This window comes from Vibrio sp. ECSMB14106, assembly GCF_000972265.1.
Classification (GTDB): Bacteria; Pseudomonadota; Gammaproteobacteria; order Enterobacterales; family Vibrionaceae; genus Vibrio; species Vibrio kanaloae.
Map to the genome: position 1 here is coordinate 1 of NZ_LAUM01000005.1, position 12,883 is coordinate 12,883.

Below are 12,883 nucleotides of genomic sequence, written 5' to 3' on the forward strand. Positions count from 1 at the left end.
TAGCGGTTAACGCTGCTGCTGAACTAACGGCTGAAGGTAAGAAAGTACGCGTAGTTTCGATGCCTGCTACTGACGCGTTTGACAAGCAAGACGCGCAGTACCGTGAGTCTGTACTTCCATCTGACGTAACGGCACGTATCGCTGTAGAAGCTGGCATCGCTGACTTCTGGTACAAGTACGTTGGTTTCGGTGGCAAGATCATCGGTATGACAACGTTCGGCGAATCTGCACCAGCAGGTGAGCTATTCAAGATGTTCGGTTTCACTACTGAAAACGTAGTAAACACAGCGAAAGAGCTGCTAGCGTAACTGCTAGACTGCCCCAACAGTCGAACGTAAAGGACGACTGTTAGATGCTAAATTTAGAAAGGCCATCATTGCGATGGCCTTTTTTAATTGTGTCAGGTTTTCCAACCTTGTGGAATGTTTTGGTAAATACGCTCTAAAAGTACGGATAAGCGCAGTGGTGGTCTTCCTGCTGGCGTATAGCAGTTAATGGATATGGGCTCCGAAAGCCAACCTTCTAAGCAAGGCGTGATTCGACCCGGGTGATGTTGCTCATAACCGCTTGCTGTCCAAGTTGGCAGCAACCCAATACCATGACCATTCGCGATGCTGTCGATCTGCATGGCGATGTTGTCACTGTATAAGCGACTAATAAATGGATCTAAGAAGAACTCACCGTGTTGAGGGTGCGTGAGCATCAATCCGTTTTCTTGTACCGAGCCAAAGTCTATCCAAGGGTGCGCTTCAAGTTCTTTGGGGTGTTGGAGCGAACCATGTTGTTCTAGATAAGCTGGAGAGGCAAAGGGCGTGTAACGAAATGAGCCTAATACTTCTTTGCGCCAACCGAGATCCTTACGCTCACCGAGCCAGATGAACAAATCTGGGTCATGATGCGCTTCAGAAAAGTCGCTGGTGAGTTGGACCCTGACGTCAGGGTTATCGGCGAGAAAGCCATTGAGCACACCGCCTAGCCAACTTCTAATTAATGCTGTGTGACAAACAATATGCAGCGGCCCTGAGACCTGGTTCGTTAAACCTTGGAGCGCATCATAACTCTCTTCACTTAGCTCAAGAATCTGGCGACTGTAGTGGGCAAAAATTTCTCCTGCTCTTGTTAGAACTAATCGGTTGCCTTGTCTTGCTGTTAGAGCTTGACCGAAATCTTCTTCTAATTGTGCCAAGCGACGACTCAGCGTTGATTTAGGTTGGTTAAGGGCCTTGGCAGCGGCGGTCAAGCTCTTATGCTGATTGAGCGCATCAAAGGCTCGAATTGATGCTAAGTCGTGCATATTTCATTTATTCCTTACTGAGTTATGTATGGTTCCATAAATGGGAGGAACCGTTCCATAACTATCACTATGCATCTCACTCTATTTGTGAATAATTTGCGTTTGAAAATAATAATCATTATCAATTATGGAGATGTAGATGTCTACTCTTAGACTGCCAGTTATTACTGCAACTGGTATTTTTGCCTTTGTCAGTGTCCCTCATGTTTTTGCCAATGATGCGGTTTCTAGAATGGAAACAGTGGTTGTAACTGCATCAAGTTATGAACAATCTCAAGCGGACGCACCTGCAAGTATTAGTGTGATTTCGCGTGAGGAGTTGGACTCGCGTTATTATCGTGATGTTACTGATGCACTAAAAAGTGTGCCTGGTGTTGTCGTGACTGGTGGTGGCGACACTACCGACATCAGTATTCGTGGTATGGGTTCTAAATACACCTTGATACTCGTCGATGGTAAGCGCCAAGGCACGCGTGAAACTCGCCCAAATAGTGACGGCCCTGGTATTGAACAAGGTTGGCTACCCCCTCTTCAAGCGATTGAGAGAATTGAGGTCATTCGTGGCCCAATGTCGACGCTTTATGGCTCTGATGCGATTGGTGGTGTGATTAACGTGATCACACGAAAAGACGCGATGGAGTGGACGGGTAACGTTCAGCTAGGCACGGTTTTGCAAGACAACAGTCGCTCGGGCGGAGAACAGAGCGCGAATTTCTTCGTCAATGGGCCGCTAGCCGAAAACCTATCTCTCCAAGTATACGGTCAGTATACCGCAAGAGAAGAAGATGATATTGAATACGGTTATGAAGATAAAGATATGCAAAGTATCTCGTCAAAACTGACCTACCAGGTTAATGACCGCCATTCTGTGCAACTAGAAGGGGGCACATCGGCACAAAGTCGTCGTGGGAACGTTGGACTCTCCGTACCCACTACGGGTTGCCGAAGAGGTTGTGAGGATTCGATCAACGAATATAGTCGTAATTACGTCACACTGAGTCACAACGGCGATTGGGACTCGGTTGGCCTATCAGATACTTACTTGCAACGTGAAGAGAGCGGAAACAAATCTCGTGAGATGATGATCACCAATACCACGTTCAAGTCGAGCTTAGTGACTGGTATTGGAAACCATACGCTGACGACCGGTGTGGACGCCACTCATGCGGAGCTTGAGGATTTTACTTCCAACAAAGCGTCATCGAAGACCGAAACATCGAATACGCAGTGGGCAGTTTTCATTGAAGATGAATGGAGAGTCGCCGATCCGTTTAGCGTTACGTTTGGTGGTCGTCTAGATCATGACGAAAACTATGGCGCGCACTTTAGCCCACGTGTTTATGGTGTATGGCGTGTCGACCCGTCTTGGACTGTGAAAGGTGGTGTGGCAACCGGTTTCCGTTCTCCGCAATTACGTGAAATTACTCCTGGTTGGGCACAAGTCAGCGGTGGCGGTAATATTTACGGTAACCCAGACCTTGACCCTGAAACGTCGCTAAACAAAGAAATCAGTGTCTTGTATCAAGGTGACTCTGGTTTAGATGTCTCTTTGACTGCATTCCATAATGAGTTCAAAGACAAAATCACACGTGTTGTTTGTCCAGATACCATCTGTACTGATGGACCAAACCAATGGGGAGCAGATCCTACGTACCGTATCAACGTGGATGAAGCCGTCACACAAGGTATTGAAGCGACTTTAGCATCGCCGTTAACAGAAACTATTTATATCAGCTCGAGCTACACATTTACCGATTCCGAACAAAAAACAGGTGAATACAAAGGCATGCCGTTACAGCAGTTACCAAAGCATCTATTTAACGTTGATGTGGCTTGGCAAACAACAGTAGACCTAGAGAGTTGGGCTAAAGTTACTTACCGAGGTAAAGAAATGGATCCGGTTACGGGTCCATCAAGAAACAGTACCATAGAGCCCGCTTATACCTTTGTGGACGCCGGTGTGACATACCAGTTAACCGATAACACTCGTATCAAAGGTGCGATCTATAACTTGCTGGACGAGGAAATCAGTTACGAAGAATACGGATATGTCGAAGATGGTCGTCGCTACTGGTTAGGTTTAGACGTCGCATTTTAATGATTGTTGTAGTAAGGCTGAGCATTGTCTCGGCCTTTTTACTAGTTCAAACTGAAGATATGTAATGATTACTCAAATTCATTGCCCCAGTTATCTTTCTCTTTATGACCACATACTTTACACGTGACATACCTGTCCATGGCATAGTATTTGCCGCCATTGATAAAAGTATGAATCATTAATTTGATCCTACCTAAAAGAGAAGTATCCGTATCGTAGCTGCTGGTCTTTCTTACAAGCACTTCACGATGAGGTGTTTTTTGTTCGCATTGTTTACAAAAGTGAGCTGCTGGGTATCCAGACATAGTCATTTCCTTTGGTTGATAAAACGAGGTTAGAAACAGCCAATAGAAAATGACACTCTCATAGATAATATGAACAGTATCTATGTATTAATCAAATTCATAAGGTAGGGTTTATACCCATTTTACTCAGTTCGGCATTCTAATATGTTGTTTTTATTAAACTATAAGGAGGTGCACATAAAGGTGAAGGCCTAAATTATCGGATGATAAGGGCAACCTATTTGTAACTTACAACTTACATTTAGGGTTTTGGACGCATTTTGTTACTAACTCTCTTGAAACTAATTATAAAGTGAGTAAATGTATTGATAATCATTTAGTGGCATAGGTTGGTTCATGGCTAATAAGATTATTTTGATTGTGGATGATAATCAGGAAATTCTCGATGCTTTAAGCGAATATCTAGAACGCTCAAGCTTCACTGTGGTTACTGCACTTGAAGGTAACTCGATGTGGAAACAGCTAGAAACTGTCACCCCAGATCTCATTATTTTAGACATCATGCTACCAGGGGATGATGGTTTAACTTTGTGCCAAAAGTTACGCTTACGATCTCAAGTCCCTATCATTATGCTAACCGCAGTAACTGATGATGCAGATCGTATTGCGGGGTTAGAAATTGGAGCTGATGATTACATAACCAAGTCGTTTAATCCTCGTGAGCTATTGGCAAGAATCAAAGCTCTACTCAGGCGTTCAACATTCAGTCAATGCACAAATGAACGTAAATTAAAGTTTATGGATTGGACGTTCGATACCCTAAAACGACAATTGAAACATGAAGATGGTGAGGCAGTCTCTCTTTCTAGTGCCGATTATAACTTGCTTACTCTTATGCTTGACTCTCCCAATCAATTATTAAGTCGTAATGACATTGCACAAGCACTCTGGGGGAGGGATGCAGAGCCACTAGAGAGAGGGATTGATGTACAAATTAGCCGGTTGAGAAGGCAATTGAGGGACGATGATAGAAATACGATTATGACGGTGAGGCATCGTGGCTACATGCTTGTGATCGACTCTCATGGACTTCAATGTTGAAAAAAAACTTCTTTCAGTCAATGGTCGTACGTATTACGTTGTCTACGTTCTTGGTTATTGTCATGGCTGAAGTTCTGGCAGGTGCAGCTTGGTTTTCCACGACCTCTGTATCTAAACGAGAATCGGCGAGCCATGCTATGTTTGCGATAGCCTCTGCAGCTTCGGACACTATAAATTACTTTTCAGGGCTTCCAGTCAATTATCGTCATTTGGTTCTCGATCAATTACGAAATATTGGGGGAACACGATTCTTTATTTCCATGAATAATCATAGGCTTTCTGTTCCTTCGCTTAGTCATCACTCTTTAGTGCCTCAAATGCAGGTGCAAGCATCAGATCTTTTAGAACAACAACTTAAAACGTCACACTCAGTACATGTCACTTTGACCAAGCGAGACGATCTTCTATTGTTCAACTCAGGTATCAAGCTGAATGAGCTGCCTGCATTGTGGAAAGATTACAGCTTAGTGTTAGGCAAACTCGATCTCCCAATAGCTGTTATTCAAGTTCAACTAGAAAATAATGAGTGGCTCTATTTAGCGACCGTTATTCCGCTGTCTTTCGATAGCTTGACCGATAATTTTATAGATAGCCGCCAGATCACCTTTCTTTTAATTGTCACTTTTATGCTCATGGGGGTCTCATACGTTGTGCTACAAAAAGAGATTCGTCCTTTTCGATCTCTTGCTCGTTCCGCAACGCTTATGGGTTCGGAAATGCAGATTGAAGAAATCAAAGAAGAGGGCAGTTCAGAAACCAGAGCTGCGATCCATGCTTTCAATAAAATGAATCGTCGCATTAAAGCGAACTTACGTGACCGAAATATGTTCTTTAATGCCATTTCACATGACATAAAAACACCTTTAGCCTGTTTAAAGCTTCGTACAGAAATGCTCAGCGACAATACGACAAGGCTTAAATTTGAAAAACTTTTGAATGAAGTTGAGATGATGTTAAACGGAGCATTACAGTGCATGCGAGATAATGATATTCATGAAGAATTTGAGTGGATAGACATGAATGATATTTTTGAACAATGTGCGGCTATTCATAACAAAGATAACTTATGCGTAAACCTTGTCGATATGCCAGATGTTAAATTCTATGGTAAACCATTAGCAATTAAGCGTTGCCTCTTTAACTTAGTGGATAATGGCATTAAGTATGGGAATGTCGTGAATATCAGCATGTTTGTTAACTCTGACTCTATCCATATTGTATTGCGAGATTCAGGTACAGGGATTGACGAAAGCATACTAGAAAAAGTATTTGAACCTTACTTTAGAGGTAGCGATTCAAGCGTGGATGGATCCGGTTTAGGCTTGGCGATTTCCCGAAGTATCGCAAGGAGTCATGGAGGGGATATTAAATTATCTAATGCACCAGAAGGAGGGCTAGAAGTCGACATTATTTTGGTAAGCAGTTTATGAGAATATGGGTCTTCTTAGTCACTCTTTTCGTTACACAACCTATATTATCTAACCCCTCTGTAGAGATGCTGCATTGGTGGACGGCAGAAGGTGAAGATTCTGCATTGTCGGTGATCGAAGACCGGTTTCGCCTGCTGCCTTTTACATTAAAAAGTGATCCAATTGCAGGAGGAGGAGGTGGGCCTGCTAAATCTATCCTTCAAGCGAGAGCGATTGCTGGCTATTCACCAGACATAGCGCAGATGGAAGGACCTGCTATTCAGTCTTGGGCAGCACTCGGGTTCTTAATGGACATGAATGAAGTCGCTAAATTGAATCTGTGGGATCAATCGCTGTACCCTGATATTCAAGCCATTCACAAATACAATGGGAACTATGTTGCCATTCCTCTTAATATTCATCGACTAAACTGGATGTGGATAAACACAGAGGTATTAGCTGAACACCAGTTGTCTCCCCCTAATGATTGGGATTCACTATTGCTAGCATTGAATGTACTAAAAAACAAAGGTATTACGCCACTTGCTTTGGGGGAAGACCCTTGGCAAGTTGTTCAAATTTTTGAAAACATTGCATTCGGAGTGGGTGGTGCTCACTATTATCGCCAGGCTTTTGTTGATTTAGCCCCTGAAGCTTTGAACAGCCCAGAAACACTAGAAGCACTAGATCGCTTTCGATCTCTCGCGAATATTGTTGGAAATGACTTATCAAAAATAAGTTGGGATCAAGGAACGAAAGCACTACTCAAAGGGGAATTCGCATTTCAATTTACAGGTGATTGGGCTCTAGGAGAAATGCTAAGCTCAGGCTCTAGCATTCCTGACTACATTCAATGTAGCCCATTTCCTTCTACAGAAAATGGGTTTATCTACAATGTAGATAGCCTAGCCTTTTTTTCCACTCGTTCAAATGAAGATCAGAATATAACCTCAATTATGGCCGCGCTATCTGCCCCTAAGTTTCTTTTAGAGTTCAGTAAAAAAAAGGGCTCAATACCAGCACAAACTAATATTCCTATTGATGACTTATCGCGGTGCCAACAGAAATCTTATGATGACTATATACGAGCGAGTCGGAATGGTTCGGCAATGCCAAGCTTGACCGATTCAATGGCTGTTAACCCCGTAATTCAAAATGCAGTTTCGAATGAACTTTATCGTTATTTTATTGATTCATCGATAACGTCTAAAACCCTTATCGGTCACCTTAATGCCATTAATAATGAAATATTTCGATAGTTAAGGCCTATAAAATTCTCGTGATAAAGTTATTTAGATATTGTTATTTTATATCTTTTATGAATTTTCACTTACAAATAAATTACAAAATGAAACCTAGGGTTTTGTAAGGAGAATAATATTGATGAAGGTTTAAATATAAAATAATGGAAATTAGATTATGAAATCACTCCCCATAATAGCTACTTTTACCTCTTTAATTATTTCTGTACCGGCTATGGCTGAATAATATAGGATCGTTAGTCCACATCATGATGATGCATTATTGGTTTTCTCTGGATATATATCTAGTTTGAATTTGGCTAATGAAAATGATGAGATAATTGTCGATGTGATGTTTGGTGCTTCTAACTATTCAACAAACCATCATGACGTATTAACAAATGAACGAGTTTTGACGATTACAAAAAATCGTTATAGTGAAGACTATGATGCATTAACCGATCTTTTTACTAGTTGGGATAAATTTAAATTTCGTAGCTATGGGTACTATGATGCTCCATTGCGAAAGTACGTAGGTGATCAAACCGCAGGGGGAGGTCCTGGAGGAACGTTTAAAAATTTTCGACAATCAGAAATAAAGACTTTTAATAGTATGGTTGATAATTTCACTACAATTTTAAAATCTGACAACTGTACGCTATTAGTCCCTATTAGCTAATGGAACTCATATTGATCATTTTATGACAAAAGAAGCGGTTATTACAGCAGCTTATAAGTTAGGTAATGAAGCTAAATGCAAAATAATGTTTGGTCAAGACCAACCTTATACAGATGCAAACCCACAAGAATCTGACATTGAAGTTGAAGCATTAAGAGATAGATTACCTCTCAATTCAATAAGTGAAGAATTTCATGATATTCCGCTAGAGCCAGGAACTACTGAGACGATTAAACTTAATAAGTTTAAAAAATACTACGTAACTCAATATGACCAAGGGTATATTGACCCACTGACGTCGAATGTACGAGAGGTGTTATATGTTTGGGATCCAAAGAGTTACGGTAGCATAAGGTCACATATTGATTGTGATGGTTCAGATTACTGTCGTTTAGCTAATTAACTAATAATGATTACAAAACAAGGGCACCTAAAGGTGCCTTTTTTCTGTTGATATTTAGTTTGTAAAAATCGGGTTACAAACTACTTGCTATTTGTAACCTTGAGATTCAATTAGCTTGATAAAGTTCATTGGTATTCTAACGATATTAAAGGACTTTATTATGCTAGATAGTTTTAAAAGCGGCTTATCTAAGCTTTCCTTAATTGGTAAAGCATTGATGTTGCCCATATCTATATTACCCGCAGCGGGGTTATTACTTGCCTTCGGTGCTAAGCTCGACATTCCCCTAATGATGCGTGCTGGTGGTGTTATATTTGATAACTTAGCCTTACTGTTTGCGGTAGGAGCAGCGGTTGGTTTGACTAAGGAGTCAGGGATTGCCGCTTTAGCCGCGATTGTCGCCATGGTCGTGATGAATGCGACAATGGGGGTGGCGCTCGGCATTACACCTGAGATGGCGATGGGAGGTGGCCGTTATGCAATGGTGATGGGTATTCCTTCATTGCAAACAGGTGTCTTTGGCGGACTCATAGCCGGTATCCTCGCAGCCGTTATGTATCAACGTTTTTATGATACTAAGCTGCCTGATTTCCTTGGTTTCTTTGCCGGAAAACGCTTTGTACCTATTGTGACTGCATTTTCTGCGTTTTTAATTGGTTTAGTGTTACCCCATATTTGGTCATATATTCAATCTGGTATTGATGCGCTATCACATATGGCGAATGGCGGAAACATGTACGTCTCAACGTTCATCTACGGATTTATGGAGCGCGCTTTAATTCCAGTTGGTCTCCATCATATTTTTTATAGCCCTTATTGGTTTTCTTTCGGTGAGTACACAACTACCGCGGGTACCATTGTAAATGGCGATCATACTATTTGGTTTAAAATGCTTGAAGATGGAGTAAAAACGTTCTCAACCAGTGAATACCAAGAAGCTGGCAAATTCCTATCGGGTAATTTTGCTATCTACATGTTTGCTTTCCCTGCTGCATGTTTAGCTATGTATCATGAAGCGAATGACAAAAATAAAAAAATAGCAGCGGGTATTTTGGGATCTGCCGCTCTCACCTCTTTTGTTACCGGTATTACAGAGCCTGTTGAATTTGCATTTATCTTTGTAGCGCCTTTGCTTTATGTGTTTTCTGCTATTATGGCAGGGGTATCTTATGCCGTAACTTATGCGTTGGATGTCCACATAGGAAAAACCTTCTCTGCGGGTATTATTGATTTTGTTTCATTTGGGGTGCTTCCTGCTATGGATGGTTTTAAGACCAACTGGATCAATGTGATTCTTTGGGGACTGACTATGGCTGCGATTTACTACACTGTTTTCCGTTTTGCGATTAGAAAGTTTAATTTAAAAACCGTTGGGCGTGAGGATACTCAAAGTAAGGCGATCACTTTGGATAATGAAGATTTAGCTAGTGAAATCACAACCTTGATTGGCGGTGCTGCTAACATTACTTCTATAGGTGCATGTATTACGAGGTTACGTTTACAGATTAAAGATCAGGCACTTGTGAATGAGCAAGGAATCAAAGACCTAGGTGCAATGGGAGTTATAAAAGTAGGTTCAAATGGCTTGCAAATTATTTTGGGCTCAAGAGCACAATTTGTGGCTGAGCTTATGAATGAAGGTACTGCTGAGTCATCAAGTGCGTTATCTGCTAACCCAAGTTAAAAGTGCGGGCTACTTCCGATAAAGCTGACGACAATAAGTTATAGTCTCTGATACATAAATAATAACGCTATCAACGCTATGGTTGGTGGCGTTTATTTGTATCTAAAGTTATGTGCTTATGGCAGCTTTAGTATTCAATTAATGCGCTTTGAATAGGATTCAGTTATCATCTGTGACACGAAATTTTGGTTAGATGTACGGAACTATGCTAAAAGTCGCGATAAATGGATTTGGACGAATAGGGCGTAATGTATTGCGCGCTGTCTATGAAAGTGGCAAAAGCCAACAAATCAAAGTAGTAGCTGTCAATGAGCTTGCTCAGCCTGACGCTATGGCTCACCTATTGCAGTACGACACCAGTCATGGCCGCTTCGGCAAGAAAATCTCTAACGATCAAGAGCACATCTATGTTCATCATGGCATTGGTGCTGAAGATAAAGGCGAGTTTGATACCATTCGTATCTTACATCTGGCTGATATTGAACTGTTGCCTTGGCGTGATCTTGAAGTCGATATTGTTCTCGATTGTACTGGTGTTTACGGCTGCCGAGATGACGGCCTTGCGCACATCGCTGCTGGCGCGAAGAAAGTGTTGTTTTCACATCCAGGTGCTAGCGACCTCGATAACACCATTATCTATGGTGTAAATCACGATACTATCGAAGCTGACCACCGAATCGTTTCCAATGGTTCATGCACCACTAACTGTATTGTCCCTATCATTAAGGTTCTTGATGACGCCTTTGGCATCGAGTCCGGTACCATCACGACTATTCACTCTTCAATGAATGATCAACAAGTGATCGATGCGTACCACAGCGATCTTCGCCGTACTCGAGCGGCGAGCCAATCCATCATTCCTGTCGATACCAAACTGCATAAAGGTATTGAAAGAATCTTCCCGAAATTTTCTAACAAGTTCGAAGCGATATCTGTGCGTGTGCCGACGGTAAACGTAACCGCGATGGATTTAAGTGTCACAATTAATACAAATGTGAAAGTTAATGACGTAAATCAAACCATTGTTAATGCATCCCAGTGTACATTACACAATATAGTTGACTATACTGAAGCGCCGCTCGTTTCCATTGACTTTAATCACGATCCCCATAGCGCAATCGTTGATGGTTCGCAAACACGAGTGAGCAATGGCACCTTAGTGAAAATGCTGGTTTGGTGTGACAATGAATGGGGCTTTGCGAACCGAATGCTGGATACGGTTCTTGCAATGCAAGCTTCTGAAGGCAAGAAGTAAGACCTAGAAGCAAATGTGTGGATTATTTATTTTTTAGCTTGAAATAAATACAAAGTATCCACATATTATGAGTAGTTAAAAATTACCAGTTGAATAATTTATAGGCTTAGCAGGGTTGCTGAGTTTCCAAAACTTTATATTTATTTAAATTTGAGAGGACAAAACATGTCTGTGATCAAGATGACTGACCTGGAACTTGCAGGTAAACGCGTATTTATTCGTGCTGACCTAAACGTACCAGTAAAAGACGGTAAAGTAACTTCAGATGCACGCATCCTTGCATCTCTACCAACTATCAAACTTTGCCTAGAAGCTGGCGCAAAAGTTATGGTTACTTCTCACCTTGGTCGTCCTACTGAAGGCGAATACAACGAAGAGTTCTCTCTAGCACCTGTAGTTAACTACCTAAACGACGCACTAGACTGCGACGTTAAGCTAGCGAAGGATTACGTTAACGGCCTAGATCTAAACGCTGGTGAACTCGTTGTTCTTGAAAACGTTCGATTTAACAAAGGCGAGAAGAAAAACGAAGAAGCACTTTCTAAGCAATACGCTGCACTATGTGACATCTTCGTAATGGATGCATTCGGTACAGCTCACCGTGCTCAAGCTTCTACACACGGTGTTGGTACTTACGCTCCTGTAGCATGTGCTGGCCCTCTTCTTGCTGCTGAGCTTGAAGCTCTTGGCAAAGCAATGGACAACCCAGAGCGTCCGCTAGTGGCTATCGTTGGTGGTTCTAAAGTTTCTACTAAACTAACCGTTCTTGAGTCGCTATCTAAAATCGCTGACCAACTTGTTGTTGGTGGTGGTATCGCGAACACATTCATCGCTGCTGAAGGCCACAACGTAGGTAAGTCTCTATACGAAGCAGACCTAGTTGAAACGGCTCAGAAGCTAATGAAAGAGTGTGCTATCCCAGTAGCGACTGACGTTGCATGTGCGAAAGCATTCGACGAAAACGCAGAAGCTGAAATCAAGCACGTTTCTGAAGTTCAAGACGACGACATGATCTTCGACCTTGGCCCAGATTCAACTGCAGCACTAGCTGAAATCATCGGCAACGCGAAAACTATCCTTTGGAACGGCCCTGTAGGCGTATTCGAATTCAAGAACTTCGAAGCGGGTACTGCTGGTATCTCTAAAGCAATCGCTGAATCTGCAGGTTTCTCTGTAGCAGGTGGTGGTGACACGCTAGCAGCTATCGACAAGTTCGGTATCAAAGCTGACGTTTCTTACATCTCTACTGGCGGTGGCGCTTTCCTTGAATTCGTTGAAGGTAAAGTACTTCCTGCAGTAGCAATGCTTGAAGAGCGTGCTAAAGCATAATTGATTTAGAAAGGCGAGATGTGAATCTCGCCTTTTAACGTTTGCTGCATATCACACTTTTTTGCTAGAATGGGATAAGTTGTGAGCAAACGATTGCAAGTTTTTGAACTTAAGTTTTTTAATCTTAAAACGATAGAATAAATAG

General features: G+C 41.9%; 12 protein-coding genes. 10 read left to right on the forward strand and 2 right to left on the reverse strand.

Annotation, left to right across the window (positions count from 1 at the left end; all coding sequences use genetic code 11):
• A partial coding sequence (locus WR49_RS04775; RefSeq protein WP_046223269.1) for a transketolase-like TK C-terminal-containing protein occupies window positions 1-308 on the forward strand: 308 nt, incomplete at its 5' end.
• 92 nt (window positions 309-400) lie between these two features.
• On the opposite strand, the gene WR49_RS04780 is transcribed toward WR49_RS04775, so the two are convergent.
• Window positions 401-1,294, reverse strand: coding sequence for a LysR family transcriptional regulator (locus WR49_RS04780; protein ID WP_046223270.1), 894 nt, complete (start codon window positions 1,292-1,294; stop codon window positions 401-403).
• 139 nt (window positions 1,295-1,433) lie between these two features.
• Here WR49_RS04780 and WR49_RS04785 point away from each other — a divergent pair, with 139 nt between their 5' ends.
• Window positions 1,434-3,392: a ligand-gated channel protein gene (locus tag WR49_RS04785; RefSeq protein ID WP_082082741.1), complete on the forward strand. Its 1,959-nt coding sequence runs from the start codon at window positions 1,434-1,436 to the stop codon at window positions 3,390-3,392.
• A gap of 68 nt (window positions 3,393-3,460) precedes the next feature.
• On the opposite strand, the gene WR49_RS04790 is transcribed toward WR49_RS04785, so the two are convergent.
• A complete protein-coding gene (locus WR49_RS04790; protein ID WP_017056536.1) occupies window positions 3,461-3,697 on the reverse strand; it encodes a hypothetical protein in 237 nt (78 codons plus the stop codon).
• A gap of 336 nt (window positions 3,698-4,033) precedes the next feature.
• Here WR49_RS04790 and WR49_RS04795 point away from each other — a divergent pair, with 336 nt between their 5' ends.
• The 8 genes from WR49_RS04795 (at window position 4,034) to WR49_RS04830 (ending at window position 12,738) form a co-directional block, all read left to right on the forward strand.
• Entirely contained in the window at window positions 4,034-4,738 is a 705-nt protein-coding gene (locus WR49_RS04795; RefSeq protein WP_046223271.1) for a response regulator, read from the forward strand.
• Between the two features lie 62 nt (window positions 4,739-4,800).
• A complete protein-coding gene (locus WR49_RS04800) occupies window positions 4,801-6,168 on the forward strand; it encodes an ATP-binding protein (RefSeq protein WP_231574686.1) in 1,368 nt (455 codons plus the stop codon).
• Entirely contained in the window at window positions 6,165-7,406 is a 1,242-nt protein-coding gene (locus WR49_RS04805; RefSeq protein ID WP_046223273.1) for an ABC transporter substrate-binding protein, read from the forward strand. Before WR49_RS04800 ends, WR49_RS04805 begins: the two co-directional genes overlap by 4 nt.
• A 298-nt stretch (window positions 7,407-7,704) precedes the next feature.
• The gene (locus tag WR49_RS04810; RefSeq protein WP_156155661.1) at window positions 7,705-8,067 is read left to right on the forward strand and encodes a hypothetical protein; all 363 of its coding nucleotides are present in this window, start codon (window positions 7,705-7,707) and stop codon (window positions 8,065-8,067) included.
• A gap of 22 nt (window positions 8,068-8,089) precedes the next feature.
• On the forward strand, window positions 8,090-8,470 hold the full coding sequence (locus WR49_RS04815; protein ID WP_046223275.1) for a hypothetical protein: 381 nt from the start codon (window positions 8,090-8,092) through the stop codon (window positions 8,468-8,470).
• Between the two features lie 160 nt (window positions 8,471-8,630).
• A complete protein-coding gene (locus WR49_RS04820; protein ID WP_017056541.1) occupies window positions 8,631-10,154 on the forward strand; it encodes a PTS transporter subunit EIIC in 1,524 nt (507 codons plus the stop codon).
• Window positions 10,155-10,359: 205 nt separating this feature from the next.
• Window positions 10,360-11,409, forward strand: coding sequence for an erythrose-4-phosphate dehydrogenase (gene epd, locus WR49_RS04825; protein WP_032547908.1), 1,050 nt, complete (start codon window positions 10,360-10,362; stop codon window positions 11,407-11,409).
• A gap of 165 nt (window positions 11,410-11,574) precedes the next feature.
• A complete protein-coding gene (locus tag WR49_RS04830; protein ID WP_017056543.1) occupies window positions 11,575-12,738 on the forward strand; it encodes a phosphoglycerate kinase in 1,164 nt (387 codons plus the stop codon).
• Window positions 12,739-12,883 lie beyond the last annotated feature (145 nt).